This window comes from Blautia sp. AF19-10LB (assembly GCF_003461245.1).
Classification (GTDB): domain Bacteria; phylum Bacillota; class Clostridia; order Lachnospirales; family Lachnospiraceae; genus Blautia_A; species Blautia_A intestinihominis.
Map to the genome: position 1 here is coordinate 160,031 of NZ_QTWS01000001.1, position 24,184 is coordinate 184,214.

The following is a 24,184-nucleotide window of genomic DNA, read 5'->3' on the forward strand; positions in this document are numbered from 1 at the left end:
TCATCTACAGGACGGACGTTGTCCGATTAAGCGAAAAGGCTGCTGCACAATGTATGCGGCAGCCTTTTTTTACCCCAAAATGATTTGAAATCTGAAAAAAGGAGTGACCAGACGTGGTAAAAAAGCCCAAATTATTCATAGCTTTGTGTACGCTTCCCGCGCTGATTCTTACGGTCGTTTTTATGATCGTACCGATGCTGAATGCCATCTACCTGTCGTTTACCAGTTCCACTGCGCTCAGTGTTGGATTCAACAGTAAATTTGTATTTCTGGATAATTATATTTATATGTTCAAAGACAAGGACTTTGTGCAGGCACTTTTTAATACATTTAAACTGATGCTTGTGATCCCGGCTCTGACGATCTTTCTGAGCCTGGTATTTGCTTTTATCCTTACACAGGGAGAACTCCGGGAGAAATCTTTTTATCGTACGGTATTCTTTTTCCCGAGTGTTGTCTCTATGACGGTTGTCGGGATCGTATGGTCTTTTGTATTTAATCCGACAAGAGGAATCCTCAATCATATGCTGGATCTGTTTAACCTTTCTTCCTGGAAGCATGCCTGGCTGGGAGAGGGAAAAACAGCGCTCTGGTGTATCGGTGCCGCACTGGTATGGCAGGCGATCGGTTATTATATGGTAATGCATGTGGCTTCGATCGACGGGATCTCTCAGGAAATCTATGAAGCTGCCTCGATCGACGGAGCGACCGGAGTCCAGAAGTTTTTCAGGATCACGATCCCGCTTCTCCGCAGGTCCATCGGAACAACTTATATCCTTGCCCTATCAGGAACGATCAATCTGAGTTTTACCCTGTCCAATGTTATGACAGGAGGAGGACCGAACGGTGCTTCCAGTGTCCTTCTGCAGTATATGTACACGCAGGGTATGCGGAATGCAAACTTTGGCTATGCGATGGCGATCGCCATGTTTACGCTTCTGCTTGCGATCGTGCTTGCGATGATTTCACGAAAACTGTCAGCCGAGAAAGAATAGGAGGGAGACTGATGAAAACTGTAAGAACCTGGTGTATCAGGATCCTGATGATTCTGTTTACGATTATTTTTCTTTATCCGCTTTTCTGGAACCTGATGTCTGCGTTCAAGACGAATGCGGAATATCTGACAGATCCTTATGCGCTGCCGGTATCATTGAACCTGGATAATTTTGTAGCTGCATGGCAGAAGGCAAATATTGCGGCATATTTTGGAAATTCTGTGTTTGTAACGGTGCTGTCTACGGCATTGCTTCTGCTGTTTGTCATACCGATTTCTTATGTACTGGCAAGATACCGCTTTGCCGGGAGCAAACTGATCTCAACGATCTATATGGCATGTATTTTCCTCCAGGCAACGTATATCATGATCCCGCTGTTCTTGGAATTACAGGCGATCAACGGACTGAATAATCTGCCGGTACTCTGCCTGGTCTATGCGGTCATGCAGTTTCCGTTCTGCATCTTTACTCTGCAGGGCTTTATGTCTGCTGTGCCAAAAGACTATGAAGAATCTGCCCGGATCGATGGTGCCACAAACCTTCAGCTTCTTCTGAAAGTTATGGTCCCGCTTGCAAAACCGGGAATTGCAACGATCACAATGTTGAGCGCGATGGGCTTCTGGAATGAATATCCGCTGGCACTGGTTCTTCTGACCGATGATGCCAAAAAGACCCTTCCGATCGGAATGGCAAATCTGTTTGAAGTACAGAAGTATGCGACAGACTGGGGTGCACTGTTTGCGGGACTTGTGATCATTATGATCCCGACCATGATCATTTATCTGATCGGACAGAGATATCTGCTGCAGGGAATCGGTGCAGGCGGTCTGAAAGGGTGAATTGGATTTTTTTGAAGAAGGAGAAGAGATATGCCGACAGATCAGGAATTGATTAAGATTGTTCCGTCGAAGCGTCAGCTTAAGTATCAGGAAACGGAATTTTATGCATTTTTTCACTTTGGGATGAATACGTACACGAACCGGGAATGGGGAGACGGTACGGAAGATTCCGGGATTTTTGATCCGCAGGAATTTGATGCCGGTCAATGGGTATCGGCAGTGAAAGCGGCAGGAATGAAAGGCGTGATCCTTACCTGCAAGCATCATGACGGATTTTGTCTGTGGTCGACGAAATATACGCAGCACAGTGTCGCTTCCAGTCCATGGAGGGATGGGGTAGGGGATGTAGTGCGGGAAGTTTCGGATACCTGCCGCCGTTATGGATTGAAGTTTGGAATCTATCTTTCTCCGTGGGATCGGAATCAGCCATGTTATGGAAGTGGGAAGGAATATGACGATTATTATATTGCACAGTTGACAGAACTGCTGACCGGGTATGGGGAGATCTTCAGTGTCTGGCTGGACGGGGCCTGTGGGGAAGGTCCGAATGGAAAGAAGCAGGTTTATGACTGGGAGAGATATTATGCATGTGTACGGAACTATCAGCCAGATGCCTGCATCTGCGTCTGCGGACCGGATATCCGATGGTGCGGAAATGAAGCCGGCGATGTAAGAAACTCAGAGTGGAGTGTAGTTCCTGCACGGACGGCCCTGACAGAAAGTGTGCAGGAAAGAAGCCAGCAGTCGGACGATGAAGAATTCCGCCAGAGGAAGATCACCAGTGATATGGAAGACCTTGGAAGCCGTGCCGCTCTTGAGGGCGAACGTGACCTGATCTGGTATCCGGCAGAAGTAAATACCTCGATCCGGCCGGGATGGTTTTATCATCCGGAAGAGGATGACCAGGTAAAAAGCCTGGAAGAACTGGTCCATATCTATCTGGGGTCTGTTGGTGGAAATGCAACGTTTCTTCTGAATATCCCGCCGATGCCGAACGGGCTTCTGCATGAGAATGATGTGGAGCGCCTGAGGGAACTGGGAGAATGGCAGCAGAGAAGCTTTTCCCGTAATCTGCTGGAAGAATCCCACAGGCCGGTGGAACTTGTCTTCGCACTGGATGAAGCAGAAGATGTCGGGTATCTGGTCTTAAAAGAAGAGATCCGGCACAGTCAGAGAGTAGAGGCTTTTGAAGTATTTGTAAGGGATCAGGGAGAGTGGGAGAAAGTCTATACCGGAACCGTGATCGGCTACAAAAAAATCATCCCGGTTTTTAAAGAAAACGTGAGAGAGATCAGGATCGTACTGAACGATTACAGAGTTCTGCCACAGATTTCCTTTGTTGGAGTGTATCCTGGGAAGAAATGATGAATTGTGATACAGAAAGTTATGTCAGATGCATCTGGAGAGAATCTGGAAATTGATCTGATATGTATATAGCTGTATGAAAGTCATCCAAAAGGGATTGAAAATTACCCTGATATGCATATGGCAGAATTTAAACCATCCAAATTACAGGCAAACATTGACTTGATTACAAGAAATAAAGTATAGAGCCAACCAAAAAAGAGAAAACAGATGACCAAAATTCTACAAAGACAAAAATAAACCATCCAGGAGCACTGCAAATGGATGGTTTATTTTATGGAAAACAGAAAACAAGTCACTTAAGAAGTTTGAAATGGATGACTTGAATTTTCGAAAGTTGTGAAAGGTCCCATTGTCGTCCATAGAACAGATGACCTGAATTCTATTAAATGAGAAATGGGTCGGCAGAGGATGGCATGTTTACCATTTCTGGGCATGCTTCTCAATAAAATCCAGAATGGCATACAGCCCTATCGCAATGATACACAGGATCACGATGGACATCAGCACCCATGTCAGTTTGAAAGTCTGGGAGCCGTAGATGATCAGGTAGCCAAGTCCCTGGCGGGCGCCGATGAATTCTCCGATGATCACGCCGACAAGGCACAATCCAATATTGACTTTCATCACACTTAAGATGAGGGGCACAGAAGACGGAAGGACGATCTTTGTCAGTTCGTCTTTTTTTGTGCCGCCGAGGGTGCGGATGAGCTTGAGTTTCTCTGGGTCGGCTTCGCGGAAACCTGTGTAGAGATTGATGATTGAGCCAAAGATCGCCACAGATATTCCGGCAACGATGATCGTCCGGACGTTGGCACCAAGCCAGACGATCAGAAGCGGGGCGAGGGCGGATTTTGGCAGGCTGTTCAGGACGACGAGGTAAGGCTCCAGGATCCGCGAAAGCTTCGGACAGCACCACAGAAGAACCGCTGTGCCGATTCCAAGAAAAACAGTAAAAGCAAAGCTGACCAGAGTCTCCATCAGCGTGATGCCAATGTGTGTAAAAAGAGACTGATCCTGCACCATCCGAAGAAACGTCTGCCAGATCTCAGAAGGACTGCTGAAGATAAAAGAGTCGATCCAGCCCCGTCTGGCAGACACTTCCCACAAAAGCAGAAAGCCCAGGAACAAAAAGATCCTGGACACATGGATCAGATATTTTTCACGCCGGACACGAAAGAGATATTGTTTCTGTGCAGGGGAAAGGTCAGGCATACTGGTTCAGCTCCTTCCAGATTAGATTGAAATAAGACTTAAATTCCGGTGCACTGCGCGAGGCAAGAGGGGTTCTCTCATCCAGCGACAGCCGGATTGTGACAATGCGGGCGACCTGAGCAGGGCGGGCAGAAAGGATGACCACGCGATCTGCCATACTGATCGCCTCAGAAATATCATGTGTGACCAGGATTGCGGTTTTTTGCTCTTTCTTGAGGATGCGGCCGATGTCATCGCTGACATTTAACCGTGTCTGATAATCCAGCGCGGAAAAAGGTTCGTCAAGCAAAAGAAGCTCCGGTTTCAGGGCGAGTGTGCGGATGAGAGCTGCGCGCTGGCGCATGCCGCCGGATAACTGCGAAGGACGGGCTGTGCGGAATTTGTTGAGCCCGTAGGTATCAAGCATTTCTTCGATATAGGCAAGTTTTTCGGGCGTTTTTTCTCTGCGAATCTCGAGACCGAGGAGGACATTTCGATAGATATTTCTCCACTCCAGAAGATGATCTTTCTGGAGCATATATCCAATGCGCGGATCGCCGGGGGACGGAGGGATGCCGTTCATAAGGATCGTGCCTTCCTCTGCCGGGAACATGCCGCAGATCAGGTTCAGAAGCGTGGATTTCCCACAGCCGGACGGACCGACAACAGCAAGGAATTCGCCGGGCATCAGGTCAAACGATATATTTGAAAGGGCTTTTGTCTCTCCGGATACGGTATGGTAAGAAAGAGAAACATTTCTGATCTCCAGAAGGGGTTTCATACAAAATACCTCAAAAGAGAATCTATATTTTAAGATATGCGGGAGAGGGCATCTGTGTTATGATAGGAAAAAGGATTCCGTCGATAGCCTGATACAGGGGATCCACATAGAAATCTTACAAGAGGAATACTATCATGAACAAACGAAACTATCAGAAAGAACTTGATAAACTTATCGATAATATAAAAAAAGAAGGCAGAGTCCCGCGGCTTTTTCTCCACAGCTGCTGTGCGCCGTGCAGCAGTTACGTGCTGGAATATTTATCCCAGTATTTTGAGATCACTGTGTTTTTTTACAATCCCAATATTTCATTAGAGGAAGAATATCGCAAACGAGTCGCAGAGATTCGCCGTCTGGTAGCTGAAATGCCGTTCACACACCCGGTCCACATCGAAGAGGGCGCCTACGATCCGCAGGTCTTTTATGAAATGGCAAAAGGCATGGAAAAAGTTCCGGAGGGCGGTGAACGCTGTTTCAAATGCTACCGTCTCCGCATGGAAGAAGCCGCAAAACTTGCCGAAGAAGGCGGTTATGACTACTTCACAACAACCCTCTCGATCAGCCCGCTCAAAAACACAGAGAAGATCAACGAGATCGGAGAAGAACTGGCAGAAATCTATAAAGTACCCCATCTTCCATCCGATTTCAAGAAGAAAAATGGCTATAAACGTTCCATCGAACTGTCCCACGAATACGATCTTTACCGGCAGAATTACTGTGGCTGCGTCTTTTCGAAGCGCGAACAGGAAGAAAAATTGAAGCAAAAACAAATTTCAGAGGGTTCTGCTCTTTGATTTTTCACTGGAATGTGGTAAACTGATAACAAATTATGCGTTGTCAGGACTCGTTGAAGAACCGGCAGCAGCAAAATCACCGTACAATAAGGAGGACATTATGGCACAGTTATGGGGAGGACGTTTCACGAAGGAAACGGACAAACTTGTATACAACTTTAATGCATCTATTTCATTTGACCAGAAATTTTATAAACAGGACATCCGCGGAAGCAAAGCGCATGTCAGAATGCTTGCAAAGCAGGGAATCCTGACAGAAGAGGAGAGAGATCAGATTCTTGAAGGACTGGATGGCATCCTTGCAGACGTGGAATCCGGCAAGCTGGAGATCACATCCGAATATGAGGATATCCACAGCTTTGTTGAGGCAAATCTGATCGACCGCATCGGAGATCCTGGCAAGAAGCTTCACACAGGAAGAAGCCGTAACGACCAGGTTGCCCTTGACATGAAACTTTATGTCCGCGACGAGATCGAAGAGATCGACGCAGAACTCAAGAAACTTCTGGAAGCACTCCAGACCATTATGGAAAACAATGTGCACACCTACATGCCTGGATTCACACATCTTCAGAAAGCACAGCCTGTTACCCTGGCACACCATGTAGGTGCATATTTCGAGATGTTCCGCAGAGACAGAAGCCGTATGGCAGACATCCGCAAACGTATGAACACCTGTCCGCTCGGTGCAGGCGCACTTGCAGGAACCACCTACCCGCTGGACAGATTTTATACAGCAGAGCTGCTTGGCTTTGATGAGCCGACAAGAAACAGCATGGATTCCGTATCTGACAGGGATTACGTGATCGAGCTTCTTTCTGCTATGTCCACTGTCATGATGCATCTGAGCCGTTTCTGCGAGGAGATCATCCTCTGGAACTCCAACGAGTACCGTTTCGTTGAGATCGACGATGCCTACAGCACCGGAAGCAGCATCATGCCGCAGAAGAAGAATCCGGATATCGCAGAGCTTGTAAGAGGAAAAACAGGCCGTGTCTATGGTGCGCTGACTTCCATCCTTACAACCATGAAAGGCATTCCGCTCGCCTACAACAAAGACATGCAGGAAGACAAGGAACTGACCTTTGACGCGATCGACACAGTAAAAGGCTGTATCGCCCTGTTCACAGGCATGGTTTCCACCATGGAATTCCGCAAGGATGTTATGGAAGCAAGCGCAAAGAATGGCTTTACCAACGCGACAGATGCCGCTGACTATCTCGTAAACCACGGGGTACCGTTCCGTGATGCACATGGTATCGTAGGCCGCCTTGTCCTGACCTGTATCGACAAAGGAATCTCTCTGGATGAGCTTCCGCTTGAAGAGTACAAAGAGATCTCTCCGGTCTTCGAGCAGGACATCTATGAAGCAATCAGCATGAAGACCTGCGTAGAAAAACGTGAGACTTACGGTGCACCTGGCCCGAAGGTCATGGAGCAGATCATCGCATTAAATCGCGAATATTTAAAAAATAATTAAAAAACCTCTTGCATTTTTATACAAAGTGGTATAGTATGTACAAAGAAAACAGATGTGTGCCACACAAAGACACATAAGAATAAATGAGTGAGGAGAAAATGTTATTATGAGCGAAAAACTGAGAGTCGGCATTTTAGGTGCTACTGGTATGGTAGGACAGAGATTTATCTCCCTTCTGGAGAATCATCCGTGGTTTGAGGTTGTTACCCTTGCTGCAAGCCCGAGAAGCGCAGGCAAGACCTACGAAGAAGCAGTAGGCGGAAGATGGAAAATGGACACTCCGATGCCGGAAGCAGTAAAGAAGATCGTTGTCATGAACGTAAACGAAGTAGAAAAAGTTGCTTCTACTGTAGATTTCGTATTTTCAGCAGTTGACATGTCCAAGGACGAGATCAAAGCGATCGAAGAAGAATACGCAAAGACAGAGACTCCTGTTGTATCCAACAACAGCGCACATCGCTGGACACCGGATGTACCAATGGTAGTGCCGGAGATCAACCCGGAACACTTCGATGTTATCAAATATCAGCAGAAACGTCTTGGAACAACAAGAGGATTCATCGCTGTTAAACCAAACTGCTCCATCCAGAGCTACGCACCGGTACTTACTGCATGGAAAGAATTCGAGCCATATGAAGTAGTTGCTACTACATACCAGGCAATCTCCGGAGCAGGAAAAACCTTCAAAGACTGGCCAGAAATGGAACACAACATCATTCCATACATCGGTGGAGAAGAAGAGAAGAGCGAGAAAGAGCCGCTGAGACTGTGGGGCAAGATCGAAGACGGTGTGATCGTACCGGCTACAGAGCCAGTCATCACCTGCCAGTGCCTGCGTGTTCCGGTACTGAACGGACATACAGCAGCAGTATTCGTTAAATTCCGCAAGAAACCTACCAAAGAGCAGCTGATCGAAGCCCTGAGAAACTTCAAGGGACTTCCACAGGAACTGGAACTTCCGAGCGCACCGAAGCACTTTATCCAGTACCTCGAAGAAGACAACCGTCCGCAGGTAAGCGAGGATGTCAACTACGAAAACGGAATGGGCGTATCTATCGGACGTCTCCGTGAGGACAAAGTTTATGATTACAAATTCGTAGGACTTTCCCACAACACCGTAAGAGGAGCTGCCGGCGGAGCTGTACTTTGTGCAGAGACACTCAAGGCAAAAGGATATATCACAAAGAAATAAATCCAAACATAAAAAACAGGAGAACCGTTCTGTCAGAAAGAAATCTGGCAGGGCGGTTTTTTTGCGGTGGAGAATCTGGAGAATTTGTGTTATGATAAAGTCTAAGACTGAAAAATGATTTTTCATAAAAACATATAATATAGAAGGGAGTATCAGACAAAATGGAAAAGGTGTATCTGACAAAACTTGCACCAAACTGTGGTTGTGCTGCCAAGGTAGGACCGGGCACGCTTGCGGGAGTGCTCTGCAAACTGCCGAAATTTCATGATGAACATCTTCTTGTGGGAACAGAAACCTCAGATGATGCGGCTGTCTACAAGATCTCAGACGAACTGGCAATGATCCAGACTCTGGATTTCTTTACGCCGGTGGCAGATGATCCTTATGATTTCGGACAGATCGCAGCGGCGAATGCCCTGAGTGATGTCTACGCGATGGGCGGCGAACCAAAGACCGCACTGAATATCGTAGCGTTTCCGAAGGAGATGGATACCGAGATCCTGGGCGAGATCCTCAAGGGAGGCGCAGACAAAGTACTGGAGGCAGGCGCAGTCCTTGCAGGCGGTCATACGATCCAGGATGACACACCGAAATATGGTTTAAGTGTGACAGGCTTCGTCCATCCGGCGAAATTCTGGAAAAATTACGGGGCGCAGACCGGCGATAAGCTGATCCTTACCAAACCTCTTGGAACGGGGATCGTCAATACCGCGATCAAAGCGGACCTTGTATCGGAGGAAGCACGTGAGGCAGCTCTCAGATCCATGAAGACACTGAACAAATACGCAGCAGAGATCCTGAAGAAGTATACGGTCCATGCGTGTACGGATGTCACGGGCTTCGGTCTTGGCGGTCATGGAACCGAGATGGCAGAGGGCAGCCAGAAGACACTGGTGATCGACACGAGATTCCTGCCGGTTCTTCCGGATGTAGAGGAATATGCATCTATGGGCCTCATTCCGGGCGGCGCATACCGCAACCGTGAATTCGCGGGCAAAGCAGGATATGAGAGTAGCGCAGAGCTCTGGAGAGAGGATCTTGTGTTTGACCCACAGACATCCGGAGGACTTCTGGCAGCAGTTCCGGCAGAGGAAGCCGAGAAGCTTCTTGCCGAATTAAAAGGGCTTGATCTGCCCTGTGCAGTGATCGGTGAGGTCATTGACAGGAAAGATTACGCATTACTGATCCGATAGCTGAAAGTTATCAGTAAATGGAAAAGTTTATAGATAAAATACCGAACTTTAACCGATTTTTGTTGAGAAAAATTGTTCAAAATGCTATAATAAGTGAACACAATATGCGGAGGACACATTGAAGTACAAATACAATGTGTTCAGGGAAAGGGAGGTATTTTTTATGAATCACGAGGATGTACAGAAATTATCAAATGCAGCAAACGCGAAGATCACCCTTCTTCAGAACGATTTTCTGAAGTACTTTATGCGGGCGATCATGGCAGGATTCTTCATTGTGGTTGCGATGATTTTCTCTAATGTAGTCGGTAATGTTTTTGCCGGAGCAGAGGAGCCGGCGTGGGGCAAGTTCCTGGGAGCACTGGTGTTCTCGATCGCAGTCCTTCTGATCTCCATGGTCGGAGGAGAGCTTTTTACAGGAAATAACCTGGTCATGGCGTTTGGGGTCTATGACAAGCGAGTGACTCTGGGTGATGCCGGTAAGGTATGGCTTGTCAGCTACATAGGGAACTTTGTTGGATGCCTGATCCTGTCCCTGATCTTTGTATGGGCGGGCGCATCAGGAACCAAGGATTATTTTGCTGGTTTTATCGGAAACAAACTTGCGATCCCGGCAGGTCAGATGTTTTTCCGTGCAGTTCTGTGTAATTTCTTTGTATGTCTCGGGGTACTTTGCGGAATCAAATTAAAGAGTGAAGCCGCGAAGTTCCTGATGATCGTTATGTGTATCTCAGGATTCGTTGTTAGCGGATTTGAGCACTGCGTTGCAAATATGGGTATTTTTGTGACAGCAGCCTGCCTGGTACCAGGACTTTCCGTTGGTGCGATGATCAAGAGCATGGTGATCGTCACACTGGGAAATATGGTCGGTGGTGCAGTACTTCTTGCATGGCCGCTTAGAAAGATGAGTGCAGATCAATAATATGGGTAAGGTTTTATATATTGCAGAGAAACCGAGCGTCGCTCAGGAATTTGCAAAAGCATTAAAAATCAACGGACAGAGAAAAGACGGATACTTAGAATCTCAGGATTCCATAGTGACCTGGTGTGTAGGACACCTGGTCACTATGAGCTATCCCGAAAAATATGACATCAAATACAAAAGGTGGAGTTTTGATACCCTGCCTTTTTTGCCGCGCGAATTTAAATACGAGGTGATTCCGGGGGTTCAGAAACAGTTTGACATTGTGAAAGGGCTTCTGAACCGGCCGGATGTAGAGATCATCTATGTGTGTACCGACTCCGGGCGAGAGGGAGAATATATTTACCGTCTGGTCGCACAGATGGCAGGAGTGAAGGACAAGAAACAGAGACGAGTCTGGATCGATTCCCAGACGGAGGAGGAGATCCTCAGGGGGATCCGCGAAGCGAAGGACCTGTCATCCTATGACAATCTGGCGAATTCTGCCTACCTCCGCGCCAAGGAGGACTATCTCATGGGGATTAATTTTTCCAGAGTGCTCACACTGCGCTACGGAAACAGCGTTTCGAGCTACCTTAAGAGCAAATATCAGGCGATCGCGGTAGGCCGCGTTATGACCTGTGTCCTTGGCATGGTCGTGCGCAGGGAAAGAGAGATCCGCTCTTTCGTCAAGACACCATTCTACAGGGTGATCTCAGGAATCACACTGGAAGGGGAGAAATTCGACGGTGAATGGAGAGCCGTGGAGGGAAGCCGTTATTTCCAGTCTCCTTATTTATACAAGGAAAATGGTTTCAAAGAAAAGAAACACGCACAGGAACTGATCGATTTTCTGAGCACGGAGCAGCCGCTCAGATGCAGCGTTGACAAGATTGAGCGCAAGAAAGAAAACAAGAACCCGCCGCTTCTTTTTAACCTGGCGGAGCTTCAGAATGTCTGCTCCAAGCTGTTCAAGATCAGCCCGGATGAGACTCTCCGTATCACGCAGGAACTCTATGAGAAGAAACTTGTCACTTATCCGCGAACGGACGCCAGAGTGCTTTCTACCGCAGTATCAAAGGAGATTTACAAGAATATCTCAGGACTTCGCAATTATCCTGCGATCGGAACTACCGCAGAAGAAGTCCTTCAGATGGGAAGCTACAAGACGATCGCGAAGACAAGATACGTCAATGACAAGCAGATCACAGATCACTATGCGATCATTCCGACCGGTCAGGGCTTAAATGCACTGAACAGTCTGCCGGTCACTTCACAGAGAGTCTATGAGACGATCGTGCGTCGTTTTCTGTGCATTTTCTGTCCGCCGGCAGTCTATCAGAAAGTCAGCCTGGTGACAATGATGCAGGGGGAGAAGTTTTTTTCCAGCTTCAAGGTACTTCAGGAGGAAGGATACCTTAAATATGCGACGAATTCTTTCGCCCGCAGAGGCGCAAAAGCGCAGGATACAGAAAAAAGTGACAGTGAGGATGTCTCCTGTGATGCACAGCTTCTTGCTGCATTGCATAAGCTCAAAAAGGGTGATATACTGACGGTAGATTCGCTGGATATCAAAGAAGGCGAAACTTCACCGCCGAAACGCTACAATTCCGGTTCGATGATCCTTGCAATGGAAAATGCAGGACAGCTCATCGAGGACGAGGAACTGCGTGCGCAGATCAAGGGAAGCGGGATCGGAACGAGTGCGACCAGGGCAGAGATCCTGAAGAAACTTTTTTCCATCAAATATCTTGCCCTGAACAAGAAGACACAGGTGATTACGCCGACGCTTCTCGGGGAGATGATCTTTGATGTGGTCTACTGTTCCATTCGCCAGCTTCTGAACCCGGAACTGACTGCAAGCTGGGAAAAGGGTCTGAATTATGTCGCAGAGGGCAGTATCACGTCTCAGGAATATATGGACAAACTGGAGCATTTTGTCAGGATCCGTACCGACCAGGTGGAACAGAGCAACTATCAGTATGCACTGCGGCAGTTTTTTGATGCGGCGGCGGTCAATTATCAGAAAAAACAGACAACGCCAAAACGAGGAGGAAAAGTATAAATGTTAAAGGATTTTACAATCGCAAATCTCTTGGATCTAAACGAGACGATCGCAGGTGAATTATTTGAGGGCAAAACCTATCCGTGGGAAGTCCTTCCGGAGATCGGAGCTTTTATCGTAAAGCTCGGTGAGACACTGGATCCGCAGGAATATGACTGTAAGGACGGCAACATCTGGATCGCAAAAAGCGCGAAAGTGGCACCGACTGCCTGCATCAACGGACCGGCGATCATCGGTAAGGAAGCAGAAGTGCGTCACTGTGCATTCATCCGTGGAAACGCCATCGTAGGTGAGGGTGCTGTCGTAGGAAACTCCACAGAGCTTAAGAATGCCGTATTATTCAACAAAGTACAGGTTCCGCATTACAACTATGTAGGGGATTCTGTCCTTGGATACAAATCCCATATGGGAGCCGGTTCCATCTGCTCTAACGTAAAATCCGACAAGAAGCTTGTCGTAGTCAAGGACGGCGATGAGAAGATCGAGACAGGTGTCAAGAAATTCGGAGCAATGCTCGGAGATCATGTAGAGGTTGGCTGTGGTTCTGTCCTGAATCCGGGAACTGTGATCGGAAGAAATTCCAATATCTACCCGCTTTCACCAGTAAGAGGCTGCATTCCTGCAGACAGTATCTACAAAAATGCAGCAGAGATCGTCAAAAAGAATTAATATTTAACTGAGAAAAAGAATCTGCCGGAGGATCACCAGGATTGTGAGATGCACCGGGTAAAACAGATAAAAGAAATATTTCGCGGCTTTTCCCTGGATAAAGCCGCGTTTTCCATTGTACATATTAATGGAGATAAAGGAAAAGCACATTTTCCATTCGTAATTCATCCAGAGTGTGCTGACAAGTGCCTGCAGGATCCGCCGCGTGCGGAACAGGTACATGATCATGATGAGCAGAAAACCATGCCAGCCATAATCAGCATGGAAAATATAAGAAAAGCCAAAAAGTCCCACGATACAGGATAATTGAAGGACCGGTTTTTCCCACAGAGCTTCCAGTGCACAGAGCCCGAGATATCCGAGGAACAGAGTAAAAAATACATTCTGCGTCGGATGATGCCAGGTATTGCTGAATACGAAATTCCACGGGATCTCAGAGATCAGCGCGAAGAGAAGCAGGTTCTGTCCGTATTTGCGGCGGTTCCTCGTGTGAAGGAAGCCCTCGATCAGAAGGAAACAGAAGATCGGGAAGGCAGATCTGCCGATATCACGGACGATGCGGTACCAGGTGATCTCTGTGGAACCAATGGTAAAGAGTACCCGGAGGGCAGGTTTCCAGTTGGCGAGGATCAGAACGCCGGTGTGGTCGATCAGCATCAGGATACAGGCAAGAAGTTTCAGGGCACTGCCGCTTAAGATCTGAAATCTTGCCGGAAAAATACTGGGAGGCAGTGTCTGCTGTGTTTGCGTAGTCATAAAAATCTCCTTATGTAAAATAAAATTTTTCAAAATGAACAACATCATTTTAACACAAAACGATCTGCTTTACCAAGTTTCTTGTCTGGAAAAGCAGATTGTGCTATATTAAAGTAATAAAGTGAAACGGTAAAACAGCGCAGTTAGGAGGAAAAGATTATGGTAAACAGACATAAGATCCAGATTCCCGAGCTGACCGGGGAGGAAGAGAGGAATCTTTATATTTATCTTCCGGATTCCTATGACTGGGACCGGGAACGATATTATCCTGTTTTGTATATGTTTGACGGACATAATGTCTTTTTTGATTCTGATGCCACCTATGGGAAATGCTGGGGCATGAAGGAATACATGGATCATACCAATACACAGGTGATCATTGTGGCAGTCGAATGCAACCACAGCCCGGACAATGGACGGCTCAAGGAGTATGCTCCGTTCAGCTTTCATGACGCAAGATGCGGTAGCATCGCAGCAAAGGGTGCGATTACGATGGACTGGATGGTCCACACGCTGAAACCTCAGATCGACCGGGATCTTAGAACTCTCAGCGACCGGGAGCATACGTTTATCGCAGGAAGCTCCATGGGCGGACTGATGAGCCTGTATGCAGTGGCACAGTACAATTCTGTTTTTGGCAGAGCAGCGGCACTGTCTCCGTCTGTATGGACAAATGTCGACAAACTGGAACAGCTCATCCGCAGGACAAAGATCCGGCAGAATACAGTGATCTATATGGACTATGGTTCTGTAGAACTGGAACAGCGCCCAAAGATCCGCAGAGATTTTGAGCGGATCGCGGCGGCATTTTTCCAGAAGAAAGTCCTTCTGGAGGCAAGGATCATCCCGGGCGGCACACACTGCGAGGCAAGCTGGGAGAGACAGATCCCGTTTTTTATGAATACACTTTTGTACGAGGAATAAAGAGATGGAAGTACAATACAGAAAAGAATACAGTCCTGCCCTGGGGCGGGACATGGAATGCAAAATCTATGGACACAAGGGCAGACCGGTGCTCTTTATCCCGTGTCAGGATGGACGTTTTTTTGATTTCGAAAATTTCCAGATGACAGATACCTGGAGCCCGTGGCTGGAATCCGGTGAAGTGATGGTGTTTTCCATAGATACGATCGATCAGGAGACCTGGTCAGATACGGCCGGGGATCCGTACTGGCGCATCCGTCGGTATGAACAGTGGCTTCAGTATATTACAGATGAGATGGTCCCTTTTATGCGGGAGATGGTCAACGAGAGGAATGGCTGGACGGGATATCCGGGGATCATGGTGTTTGGATGCAGCCTGGGTGCGACGCATGCGGCAAATCTTTATTTCAGAAGACCGGATCTGTTTGACCGGCTTCTGGCTTTGAGCGGTCTTTATTCAGCAGGATACGGCTTCGGTTCCTACACGGACGAGGTGGTGCGCCGGAATTCGCTGGTGGATTTCCTCGGTGATATGCCAAAGGATGATCCAAGGATCGCGCTGTATAATCTCAAGAAAGCAGTCATCTGCGTCGGTCAGGGACCATGGGAACTTCCGGACTCCACGAGGCAGCTCGCGCAGATCCTTGCCCAGAAGGATATCCATGCCTGGGTGGATTTCTGGGGCTATGACTGTTCTCACGACTGGTACTGGTGGTATAAACAGGTAGAATATTTTGTTCCATATCTGTTAAAAAACGATTGATAAAATCTAAAAGGAAAGAGTGATATTATGAAAAATTTTCTGTTTATTTCTCCAAATTTTCCTGAAAATTACTGGATGTTCTGCCGGGAACTCAAGAAAAACGGGCTGAATGTCCTCGGGATCGGAGATCAGCCTTATGAGGAATTGAGCCAGGGACTGAAAGACAGCCTGGATGAATACTATAAGGTCAGCAGTCTCGAAAATGAGGAAGAAGTATACCGTGCGGTTGCATTCCTGATCTTCAAGCACGGACGCATCGACTGGCTGGAGTCCAACAACGAGTACTGGCTGGAGCGTGATGCCAGACTCCGTACCGCCTTCCATATCACAAGCGGTTTTCAGGAGGACGATATTCCGAGGATCAAATACAAATCTAAGATGAAAGCATACTATGTACAGGCGGGAATCCCGACAGCACGCTATCATCTGGTAGATACTCTGGAAGAATGTGAGAAATTTATCAAAGAAGTCGGCTATCCGGTGGTCGTAAAACCGGATAATGGAGTAGGGGCAAGCCATACTTACAAACTGGAAGATCAGGGGCAGCTCGAAGAATTTTTCCGAACGAAGGAACCGGAAGTTTCCTATATAATGGAGGAGTTCGTAGTCGCGGAGGTAAATTCCTACGATGCCATCATCGATTCCAACGGAGATCCGATCTTCGAAACAGGAAATGTGACACCGATCTCCATCATGGATATCGTGAACCACGAGGACAATGCGCTCTTTTATATCGTGAAGCAGCTTTCCAGTGATGTCAGGCTGGCAGGCCGTGCCACGGTCAAAAGTTTCAATGTACGGAGCCGCTTCGTACATTTTGAGTTTTTCCGCCTGCAGAAAGACCAGAAGGGTCTTGGAAGAAAGGGTGATATCGTCGGTCTTGAGGTAAATATGCGCCCATGTGGCGGATTTTCTCCGGATATGATGGATTTTGCATGCAAGACCGATGTTTATAAGATCTGGGCAGACATGATTGCCTTTAACCGGACGCAGATGCAGCCGGGAGACAGAGAGTACTGTGCATTTGTGGGACGAAGGGACGGTAAGAAATTTATCCTGGGTCATGAAGACATCATGACAAAATACAGCAAAAATATCCGTATGGCAGACCGTCTGCCGGATGTTCTGGCGGCCGCGATGGGCAACCAGATCTACATTGCGACGTTCCAGAGCAAGCGTGAAATGGATAATTTTTTTCAAGATGCACTGAAATATGAGTTTTAATGACAAAAACACTCAAGTTTGACTGGACTAACAAGGGGTTTTATGAGAAAATACTGTCAGGTTGTTAGTTTATCTTTTAACAACATTATAGTAAATCTATACTTGAAAGGAGTTTTAACATGATTTATTCACGCGAAGTAGAAGAAATGTGCCCAGTTGCACAGGGTGTGCATCACGGAGCTGCTCCGATTCCGGAAGAAGCAAAATGGGTTCAGGCTAAGGAAGTAAAGGACATTTCCGGTTTCACACATGGTGTAGGCTGGTGTGCTCCGCAGCAGGGTGCCTGTAAGCTGTCCCTGAACGTAAAAGAAGGTATCATCCAGGAAGCTCTGGTTGAGACAATCGGATGTTCAGGTATGACTCATTCCGCAGCTATGGCATCTGAGATCCTTCCAGGACTTACTGTTATGGAAGCTCTGAACACAGACCTTGTATGTGATGCTATCAACACAGCTATGAGAGAACTGTTCCTTCAGATCGTTTACGGACGTTCTCAGTCTGCTTTCTCTGAAGACGGACTTGCAGTAGGTGCAGGACTTGAGGATCTTGGTAAAGGACTTCGTTCTCAGGTTGGTACAATGTACGGAACACTCAAGAAAGGTCCTCGTTACCTGGAAATGGCAGAAGGCTATGTTACAGGTATCGCTCTTGACGAAGATAATGAAATTATCGGTTATCAGTTTGTAAGCCTTGGCAAAATGACTGACTTCATCAAAAAAGGTGATGACCCGAACACTGCATGGGAAAAAGCAAAAGGTCAGTACGGCCGTGTTGCAGATGCTGTTAAGATCATCGACCCACGTAAAGAATAATTATACCGATTATAATTTCAGGAGGATAAGTAAATGGCTTTATTTGAATCATATGAGAGACGAATTGACAAAATCAATTCAGTTTTAAACAGCTATGGAATCGCTTCTATCGAAGAAGCAGAGAAAATCACCAAAGATGCAGGCCTTGACGTATACAACCAGATCAAAGGCATCCAGCCGATCTGCTTCGAGAACGCTTGCTGGGCATACATCGTAGGTGCAGCTATCGCAATCAAAAAAGACTGCAGAAGAGCAGCAGACGCTGCAGCAGCTATCGGTGAAGGACTTCAGGCTTTCTGTATTCCTGGATCCGTTGCTGACACACGTAAAGTAGGTCTTGGACATGGTAACCTTGGTAAAATGCTTCTGGAAGAAGAAACAGACTGCTTCTGCTTCCTGGCTGGACATGAGTCCTTCGCAGCAGCTGAGGGTGCTATCGGTATCGCTGAGAAAGCAAACAAAGTTCGTCAGAAACCTCTTCGTGTTATCCTGAACGGTCTTGGAAAAGACGCTGCTCAGATCATCTCCCGTATCAACGGATTTACATATGTAGAGACTGAGTATGATCCATACAAGAACGAAGTTAAAGAAGTATTCCGCAAATCCTACTCTGAGGGACTTCGTGCAAAAGTTAACTGCTACGGCGCTAACAGCGTTCCGGAAGGTGTTGCTATCATGTGGAAAGAAGGCGTTGACGTTTCTATCACAGGTAACTCCACAAACCCGACACGTTTCCAGCATCCGGTTGCAGGTACTTACAAGAAAGAATGCAACGAAAAAGGAAAGAAATACTTCTCCGTTGCATCCGGCGGTGGTACAGGACGTACACTTCACCCAGACAACATGGCAGCAGGTCCTGCTTCCTACGGTATGACCGATACACTTGGACGTATGCATTCTGACGCTCAGTTCGCAGGATCCTCTTCCGTACCGGCTCACGTAGAAATGATGGGTCTCATCGGCGCAGGTAACAACCCGATGGTTGGTATGACTGTTGCTGTAGCAGTTGCCGTACAGGAAGCTGCTGACGCTGGCAAGTTCTAAAGAATATTTCATGTAACAACTGAATTTCTAACAAATAGAGTTAGATACGTCATTTTGAGCAAAATGCCCATGACGTGTCTAACTTTTTTATATTTTGTCATTTTTTCAATGGCTTATATACGTCTTTTAATAATAGCCATAAACAACCAATGAACCTTGGCAATTTATAATAGACTTCACATTCTGGACGTGATACAATAACTTTAACGGGATCAAGCAGATTGGCAGGATAAGGAGAGATTGAATGACAGAACATGAAATGTTGGAACTGATTTTACAAAAGATAACAGGTCTAGAAGATAAAGTAACAGGTCTAGAAGACAAAGTGACAGGCCTAGAGAATAAAGTAACAGGTCTTGAAGACAGGATGACAGGCTTTGAGGACAGGATGACAGGTCTTGAGAACAAAGTAACAGGTCTAGAAGATGGACAACAGAATATTCTTCAGCAGATAGATGAAAAGATAACAGCATCAGAAGAAAGAATGATGCAGAAAATGGACGAGAAACTCACTCATTCTGAAAATCTTATCCTTCATGAACTGGACAGAGTACAGGAGCATCTGGAAACAGATGTTCAGAAAGTAGAGAGAAATCTGGAAGAGTTACAGCAGTACTACAGAATCACAAAACTTGAGAACGACAACACTTCATTACTTCTTAAAATGTACAATAACATGCAGAAAGAGATTGAAGAACTCAAAGCGAAAATAGCATAAATATGAAAGTCTCTCAGAGAGCTGATCTGGGAGACTTTTTGAGGTACAGGATGAATACAGAAAAAAGATATTACAACATAGAATTTCTCCGCTTCGCGTTTGCCATATGCATCGTATATTTCCACCTGCTCCATTCTTTTATGATGGACTATACAGGCAACGCGGATCTTTATATCCGGCTGGCGGAGCAGTCGAAGTATGCGAAGTATATTGTGGAGTGTTTCTTTATCATATCGGGATATTTTCTTTATCATACGATACAGAGACATCCGGAGATGACCACGCAGGGATTTATCATGCGAAGGATAATCCGTCTGTGGCCGGTGCTGGCGTGTTCGATCATGATCTCGGCGGTGTTTTTTGGAAAATCGATCTATGCGTCCTTTGTGGATTTGTTGTTTTTGCAGTCCAGCGGGCTGGCGACGGACTGGCAGGGACTGAACTGGTATGTGTCGGCATTTTTTGTGGTGGAGATTTTTTATTTTGTGCTGTATAAATGCTTTCGGAACTCGGCAAAGATGAAGCTTCTGATCTGCATGCTGATCTATTTTGGTTATGAGATCAACATCAATGCCATGGACGGCGGTTTCGGACGTAAGATGTTCCATGGAATCATCAACCTTGGCATGGCACGCGCAGTCGCCGGGATCGGCCTTGGATATCTGTTTGCGATAGAGTGGGCAAATTTTACAGCGACATGGAAAAAACAAAAACAGGTACAGGAAAGGACAAGCGGTATAGAAGTCTGGCTGATCAGAGTATTGGAGATTCTGACGTTGTCGATGCTTCTGATAGACTTTTTTTGCAGTTCAAAAGCATATGATAATCAGTTTATTGTGATAATTCTGTTTCCGGTATTTTTTGCCTGTCTGCTGACAAGAAGAGGCGTTTTTTCGGAGCTGACAGATCACAAAATGATAGGTCTTCCTGGAAGATATGCTTATTCCATTTATGTTATGCAGGAAGCTGTATTCGCAGTATTAAAAAGGACACTCTGGAAAAATACGGTATTTCTTCATGATTATCCTGTGCCGGCGCTTACAGTCTCAATTCTGGTGACAATAATGGCAGGTATAGTGACTTATCATCTGGTAGAACGACCGGCTACGAAGGTACTGAAGAAAAGATTACAGGTTTATATATAAAAATCCTGTCATCTCAGAAGCTTGAAGCTTTAGAGATGACAGGATTTGTTTTATTTTTTATCAGTCTCTCTGAAAAAGATCCCGGCTGTAGACTTTGTCCTTTACTTCGTCCAGGCAGGAATTATAACGGTTGGCGATGATACAGTCGCACTGCTGTTTGAATTCATCCAGATCGTTTACGATTTTGCTTCCGAAAAATGTAGAACCATTTTCGAGAGTTGGTTCATAAATGATCACGGTTGCTCCTTTCGCCTTAATTCTCTTCATGACACCCTGGATAGAGGACTGACGGAAGTTATCAGAATTGGATTTCATAGTCAGACGGTAAACACCGATGGTAACAGGCTTTTCCATGGAGGAATTGAAAGTATTTCCCTCATCATAGGCGTAATAACCGGCTTTCTGGAGGACACGGTCAGCGATGAAGTCTTTACGGGTACGATTACTTTCGACAATAGCGCTCATCATATTCTGTGGAACATTATTGTAATTGGCGAGAAGCTGCTTCGTATCCTTCGGCAGACAATAACCGCCGTAACCAAAGGAAGGGTTATTGTAGTGAGTACCGATACGTGGGTCAAGGCAGACACCCTGGATGATATCTTGTGTGTTGAGTCCCTTCATTTCAGCGTAAGTGTCAAGTTCGTTGAAATAAGATACACGGAGCGCAAGATAAGTATTGGCAAACAGCTTGACAGCCTCAGCTTCTGTAAATCCCATAAATAAGGTATCGATATTTTCCTTGAGAGCACCCTCCTGCAGAAGTGCTGCAAAGTTCTGAGAAGCCTGTACAAGAGCCGGATCTTCCGGATCGGTGGATACAATGATACGACTTGGATACAGGTTGTCGTATAAAGCCTTGGATTCACGAAGAAATTCCGGGCTGAAGATGATTTTTGAGGTGTGATATTTTTTGCGGACAGATTCCGTATAGCCGACAGGGATGGTGGATTTGATAACCATGATGGCGTCAGGATTAACTTTGAGCACCAGTTCGATCACGGCTTCTACGGCAGAAGTGTCAAAATAGTTTTTCTGGCTGTCATAGTTGGTAGGTGCGGCAATTACGACATAGTCCGCATTTTTGTAGGCAGAAATTCCATCCAGCGTAGCGGTAAGATCCAGGTCTTTTTCTGCAAGGTATTTCTCAATATATTCATCCTGAATAGGAGATTTGCGCTGATTGATCAGATCCACTTTTTCCGGGATGATGTCAACGGCTGTTACATGGTTATGCTGGGCAAGAAGAGTGGCAATGGAAAGACCTACATATCCGGTACCTGCAACTGCGATGTTGAGTGGAGATGGAGAGCCAAGTCTGGTTGAAGAAGCTTCTGTAAATACATCAGAAGGTTCAAATCCAAGTACCTCGGCCAGATTTTCCAGCTGACTGATAGATGGAACAAAATCCTTCTTTTCAAGGCGGGAGATTAATGCGCGGTTGATACCGGTAGCAAGAGAAAGATCCTGCTGAGTCATATTTTTCTGCTGGCGTTTGTCGGATACCAGAGTTGAAAGTAAAGTCATTGATAATTTTTTCATGAAAATGCTCCTTAGAATGTTCGCTTAAATAACAATAATATGTTGATAAGATGATGATATCATAGAAAAAACAGGAAATCAAGAAAAAATATAGCACAAAATGTTATTTTAAATAACACTTTGTGCCGGGCGATAATTATGATATTGCAATCAGAAGAAGCTCCTGCGTTTCTTTAAAGATAATGTGTGCGAAACGATGGACAACTGGCAGGATGTTCCGGATGAAGAAGTAACAGCCGGAAAAGATGACTCCGCACGGAGACTTTTGAATCTGACAGGCTGACTGTCACAGACCATATAGAACAGCAGAGTACTTTGTCCATGAAGAAAGCGCAGAGGAATTTTTACTTCGAAATCCAAAAACTGTGACAGAAGTGTTCCGTCAAATACAAAATCAGAAGATGTATTTGCTGACCAGTCACAGTAAAAAATACGGGCTTTCAGCATGTGGCGCTGCAACTGTACATAAAGTGCAGACGGATATGGAAATCTGCTGTTGAATTTTACAGATCCTGTAATCCTCAGATCTTTTCCTGAAATTTCAGCATGAAATAATTTCAGAAGATAGGATGAGGCAGGATAAAGCTTCAAATTCCCATACTGAAAAAAAAGATCTTCTGGTGCATGCGTCAGGGTGCCATTTCCTTTTTTGAAAGAGATGATATAGTCTTTCTGTTCGCGGGAAAGATTTTTCTGTTCCAGAATGATCTTATCGTCGATGGATTGCAGCAGTTCCTTAAGGAGTGTCCGGAATTCCAGATGTTCAGCCGTAGTCAGGACAGATTCCGGTATTTCAGGCACGCCGAACCGGCTCTGGAGATCATACATGACATTATACTGGACAAAAAATGGAATTTTACCATATTTTTGGCGGGCAGAGTGAAGTGCCCACTGAAGATAATTTTTCAGACAGTCAAGATACCATTCTCTGTGTAGTTTTGTGCCATTCAGAGCAGAATTCTGTGTGTTTCGAAAACGATAATAATAGCAGCCGGAAGGGACAATTCCATAGTATGGGTGATCGAGCAGAAGCTGCATGATCACTTTTGCATCTTCTGCATAGCGCAGAGAAGTATCAAAAGAATGATCGTTAAGTACATTATGCTTTATAAAGGAAGAAGCAATAGACATCTGTACATAGGAGTACTGGACATTCAGATCAATGATCTGATCTTTGCCGTCCCGGTATTTATAGTTGAGCCGATGGGCGTTTTCCTTTTTTTCAAAAAACTGTATCGGAACAGATACAAGACTGATCTGATCATCAACAGTGGAAAAAAAGTTGTATACAGCAGAAAGCGTATTTGGAGAAAGTTTGTCGTCTCCGTCCAGGAAATTCAGGTACTTTCCGGATGCAAGTGCAATTCCGGCATTCCTGGCAGAAGCAGCACCTCCGTTTGGTTTGTGCAGCACTTTAATATTATATGGATATAATGCCTGATAATGGTCACAGATTTCACCGGAAGAATCTGTAGATCCATCGTCAACAAGAATAAGTTCAACAGATTCTTTAAAACCAATATCCTGACAGAGAATACTTTCAACAGTTTCAGAAAGATAGGAAGCTACATTGTATACGGCAGTAATGATTGAAAATTTAAAAGGATATGTTCTTGAATCGTGATTCATGGTGTGATCTCCTTACCTAAGAATATGTGTATCATATCATAAAATGGTAAAACAGGTCAGGAAAATATAAAAACATAAAACATATTTAATATAGTTTATATATTTATAAATAAATTGTAATATGAGAAATGAATTTGCTAAATATATGCAGTTTATGCT

General features: G+C 45.8%; 22 protein-coding genes. 17 read left to right on the top strand and 5 right to left on the bottom strand.

The features are described 5' to 3' along the window. The first annotated feature begins 113 nt into the window (after window positions 1-113). From DWX28_RS00755 to DWX28_RS00765, 3 genes are read left to right on the top strand one after another with little or no spacing between them, the layout of a single operon-like run. Window positions 114-995, top strand: a complete 882-nt coding sequence (locus DWX28_RS00755) for a carbohydrate ABC transporter permease (RefSeq protein ID WP_022215648.1) — start codon at window positions 114-116, stop codon at window positions 993-995. Between the two features lie 11 nt (window positions 996-1,006). Continuing rightward, window positions 1,007-1,834 carry a carbohydrate ABC transporter permease gene (locus DWX28_RS00760; protein WP_022215647.1) on the top strand — a complete coding sequence of 276 codons (828 nt, stop codon included), beginning with the start codon at window positions 1,007-1,009 and terminating at the stop codon, window positions 1,832-1,834. Between the two features lie 30 nt (window positions 1,835-1,864). Then, complete coding sequence (locus tag DWX28_RS00765; RefSeq protein ID WP_118251382.1) at window positions 1,865-3,199, top strand: alpha-L-fucosidase; 1,335 nt, start codon at window positions 1,865-1,867, stop codon at window positions 3,197-3,199. A 420-nt stretch (window positions 3,200-3,619) separates the two neighbouring features. Here DWX28_RS00765 and DWX28_RS00770 read toward each other — a convergent pair whose 3' ends face one another. Together DWX28_RS00770 and DWX28_RS00775 are read right to left on the bottom strand one after the other, a co-directional pair. Then, the gene (locus DWX28_RS00770; RefSeq protein ID WP_022215645.1) at window positions 3,620-4,414 is read right to left on the bottom strand and encodes an ABC transporter permease; all 795 of its coding nucleotides are present in this window, start codon (window positions 4,412-4,414) and stop codon (window positions 3,620-3,622) included. Next, complete coding sequence (locus DWX28_RS00775; protein WP_118251383.1) at window positions 4,407-5,174, bottom strand: ABC transporter ATP-binding protein; 768 nt, start codon at window positions 5,172-5,174, stop codon at window positions 4,407-4,409. The genes DWX28_RS00770 and DWX28_RS00775 overlap by 8 nt, the downstream gene beginning before the upstream one ends. 134 nt (window positions 5,175-5,308) lie before the next feature. Here DWX28_RS00775 and DWX28_RS00780 point away from each other — a divergent pair, with 134 nt between their 5' ends. From DWX28_RS00780 to DWX28_RS00810, 7 genes are all read left to right on the top strand, one after another. Further along, entirely contained in the window at window positions 5,309-5,968 is a 660-nt protein-coding gene (locus DWX28_RS00780) for an epoxyqueuosine reductase QueH (RefSeq protein ID WP_118251384.1), read from the top strand. A gap of 100 nt (window positions 5,969-6,068) precedes the next feature. Continuing rightward, window positions 6,069-7,448, top strand: a complete 1,380-nt coding sequence (gene argH, locus DWX28_RS00785; RefSeq protein ID WP_118251385.1) for an argininosuccinate lyase — start codon at window positions 6,069-6,071, stop codon at window positions 7,446-7,448. 106 nt (window positions 7,449-7,554) lie between these two features. After that, window positions 7,555-8,640, top strand: a complete 1,086-nt coding sequence (gene asd / locus DWX28_RS00790) for an aspartate-semialdehyde dehydrogenase (protein WP_022215641.1) — start codon at window positions 7,555-7,557, stop codon at window positions 8,638-8,640. 161 nt (window positions 8,641-8,801) lie between these two features. Then, window positions 8,802-9,833 (top strand): selenide, water dikinase SelD, encoded by a 1,032-nt coding sequence (selD, locus tag DWX28_RS00795; protein ID WP_118251386.1) that lies wholly within the window; start codon window positions 8,802-8,804, stop codon window positions 9,831-9,833. A gap of 163 nt (window positions 9,834-9,996) precedes the next feature. Further along, window positions 9,997-10,755 carry a formate/nitrite transporter family protein gene (locus DWX28_RS00800; protein ID WP_022215639.1) on the top strand — a complete coding sequence of 253 codons (759 nt, stop codon included), beginning with the start codon at window positions 9,997-9,999 and terminating at the stop codon, window positions 10,753-10,755. A gap of 1 nt (window position 10,756) precedes the next feature. Continuing rightward, window positions 10,757-12,799: a DNA topoisomerase gene (locus DWX28_RS00805; protein WP_118251387.1), complete on the top strand. Its 2,043-nt coding sequence runs from the start codon at window positions 10,757-10,759 to the stop codon at window positions 12,797-12,799. Next, window positions 12,800-13,468 carry a UDP-N-acetylglucosamine pyrophosphorylase gene (locus DWX28_RS00810; protein WP_118251388.1) on the top strand — a complete coding sequence of 223 codons (669 nt, stop codon included), beginning with the start codon at window positions 12,800-12,802 and terminating at the stop codon, window positions 13,466-13,468. It abuts the gene before it with no gap. Between the two features lie 3 nt (window positions 13,469-13,471). Here DWX28_RS00810 and DWX28_RS00815 read toward each other — a convergent pair whose 3' ends face one another. Further along, a complete protein-coding gene (locus tag DWX28_RS00815; protein ID WP_118251389.1) occupies window positions 13,472-14,224 on the bottom strand; it encodes a TraX family protein in 753 nt (250 codons plus the stop codon). Between the two features lie 159 nt (window positions 14,225-14,383). Between DWX28_RS00815 and DWX28_RS00820 the strand changes: the two genes are divergently transcribed. The 7 genes from DWX28_RS00820 to DWX28_RS00850 all read left to right on the top strand — a co-directional run bounded on the left by DWX28_RS00820 (window position 14,384) and on the right by DWX28_RS00850 (window position 20,854). Then, the gene (locus tag DWX28_RS00820; protein WP_022215636.1) at window positions 14,384-15,148 is read left to right on the top strand and encodes an alpha/beta hydrolase; all 765 of its coding nucleotides are present in this window, start codon (window positions 14,384-14,386) and stop codon (window positions 15,146-15,148) included. Window positions 15,149-15,152: 4 nt separating this feature from the next. Next, window positions 15,153-15,911 carry an esterase family protein gene (locus DWX28_RS00825; protein WP_118251390.1) on the top strand — a complete coding sequence of 253 codons (759 nt, stop codon included), beginning with the start codon at window positions 15,153-15,155 and terminating at the stop codon, window positions 15,909-15,911. A gap of 27 nt (window positions 15,912-15,938) precedes the next feature. Next, window positions 15,939-17,135, top strand: coding sequence for an ATP-grasp domain-containing protein (locus DWX28_RS00830; protein ID WP_118251391.1), 1,197 nt, complete (start codon window positions 15,939-15,941; stop codon window positions 17,133-17,135). 119 nt (window positions 17,136-17,254) lie between these two features. Further along, on the top strand, window positions 17,255-17,947 hold the full coding sequence (locus DWX28_RS00835; protein WP_005422272.1) for an iron-sulfur cluster assembly scaffold protein: 693 nt from the start codon (window positions 17,255-17,257) through the stop codon (window positions 17,945-17,947). A gap of 33 nt (window positions 17,948-17,980) precedes the next feature. Continuing rightward, entirely contained in the window at window positions 17,981-18,991 is a 1,011-nt protein-coding gene (locus DWX28_RS00840) for a GGGtGRT protein (RefSeq protein WP_118251392.1), read from the top strand. Between the two features lie 244 nt (window positions 18,992-19,235). After that, on the top strand, window positions 19,236-19,709 hold the full coding sequence (locus tag DWX28_RS00845; RefSeq protein WP_118251393.1) for a hypothetical protein: 474 nt from the start codon (window positions 19,236-19,238) through the stop codon (window positions 19,707-19,709). A 50-nt stretch (window positions 19,710-19,759) separates the two neighbouring features. Then, complete coding sequence (locus tag DWX28_RS00850) at window positions 19,760-20,854, top strand: acyltransferase family protein (RefSeq protein ID WP_158565265.1); 1,095 nt, start codon at window positions 19,760-19,762, stop codon at window positions 20,852-20,854. Window positions 20,855-20,914: 60 nt separating this feature from the next. Here DWX28_RS00850 and DWX28_RS00855 read toward each other — a convergent pair whose 3' ends face one another. Both DWX28_RS00855 and DWX28_RS00860 read right to left on the bottom strand, forming a co-directional pair. Further along, entirely contained in the window at window positions 20,915-22,396 is a 1,482-nt protein-coding gene (locus DWX28_RS00855; protein WP_118251395.1) for a nucleotide sugar dehydrogenase, read from the bottom strand. 150 nt (window positions 22,397-22,546) lie between these two features. Next, window positions 22,547-24,025 carry a glycosyltransferase family 2 protein gene (locus DWX28_RS00860; RefSeq protein WP_118251396.1) on the bottom strand — a complete coding sequence of 493 codons (1,479 nt, stop codon included), beginning with the start codon at window positions 24,023-24,025 and terminating at the stop codon, window positions 22,547-22,549. Window positions 24,026-24,184: the final 159 nt, after the last annotated feature.

Bases quoted from the DNA above. Each gene is read 5' to 3' on its own strand.
- DWX28_RS00805 (WP_118251387.1), top strand. From the start codon at position 10,757: ATGGGTAAGGTTTTATATATTGCAGAGAAACCGAGCGTCGCTCAGGAA.
- DWX28_RS00855 (WP_118251395.1), bottom strand. From the start codon at position 22,396: ATGAAAAAATTATCAATGACTTTACTTTCAACTCTGGTATCCGACAAA.
- DWX28_RS00770 (WP_022215645.1), bottom strand. From the start codon at position 4,414: ATGCCTGACCTTTCCCCTGCACAGAAACAATATCTCTTTCGTGTCCGG.
- DWX28_RS00825 (WP_118251390.1), top strand. From the start codon at position 15,153: ATGGAAGTACAATACAGAAAAGAATACAGTCCTGCCCTGGGGCGGGAC.
- DWX28_RS00820 (WP_022215636.1), top strand. From the start codon at position 14,384: ATGGTAAACAGACATAAGATCCAGATTCCCGAGCTGACCGGGGAGGAA.
- DWX28_RS00860 (WP_118251396.1), bottom strand. From the start codon at position 24,025: ATGAATCACGATTCAAGAACATATCCTTTTAAATTTTCAATCATTACT.
- selD (WP_118251386.1), top strand. From the start codon at position 8,802: ATGGAAAAGGTGTATCTGACAAAACTTGCACCAAACTGTGGTTGTGCT.
- DWX28_RS00810 (WP_118251388.1), top strand. From the start codon at position 12,800: ATGTTAAAGGATTTTACAATCGCAAATCTCTTGGATCTAAACGAGACG.
- DWX28_RS00830 (WP_118251391.1), top strand. From the start codon at position 15,939: ATGAAAAATTTTCTGTTTATTTCTCCAAATTTTCCTGAAAATTACTGG.
- DWX28_RS00780 (WP_118251384.1), top strand. From the start codon at position 5,309: ATGAACAAACGAAACTATCAGAAAGAACTTGATAAACTTATCGATAAT.
- DWX28_RS00760 (WP_022215647.1), top strand. From the start codon at position 1,007: ATGAAAACTGTAAGAACCTGGTGTATCAGGATCCTGATGATTCTGTTT.
- DWX28_RS00765 (WP_118251382.1), top strand. From the start codon at position 1,865: ATGCCGACAGATCAGGAATTGATTAAGATTGTTCCGTCGAAGCGTCAG.
- asd (WP_022215641.1), top strand. From the start codon at position 7,555: ATGAGCGAAAAACTGAGAGTCGGCATTTTAGGTGCTACTGGTATGGTA.
- DWX28_RS00800 (WP_022215639.1), top strand. From the start codon at position 9,997: ATGAATCACGAGGATGTACAGAAATTATCAAATGCAGCAAACGCGAAG.
- argH (WP_118251385.1), top strand. From the start codon at position 6,069: ATGGCACAGTTATGGGGAGGACGTTTCACGAAGGAAACGGACAAACTT.
- DWX28_RS00845 (WP_118251393.1), top strand. From the start codon at position 19,236: ATGACAGAACATGAAATGTTGGAACTGATTTTACAAAAGATAACAGGT.
- DWX28_RS00815 (WP_118251389.1), bottom strand. From the start codon at position 14,224: ATGACTACGCAAACACAGCAGACACTGCCTCCCAGTATTTTTCCGGCA.
- DWX28_RS00840 (WP_118251392.1), top strand. From the start codon at position 17,981: ATGGCTTTATTTGAATCATATGAGAGACGAATTGACAAAATCAATTCA.
- DWX28_RS00850 (WP_158565265.1), top strand. From the start codon at position 19,760: ATGAATACAGAAAAAAGATATTACAACATAGAATTTCTCCGCTTCGCG.
- DWX28_RS00775 (WP_118251383.1), bottom strand. From the start codon at position 5,174: ATGAAACCCCTTCTGGAGATCAGAAATGTTTCTCTTTCTTACCATACC.
- DWX28_RS00835 (WP_005422272.1), top strand. From the start codon at position 17,255: ATGATTTATTCACGCGAAGTAGAAGAAATGTGCCCAGTTGCACAGGGT.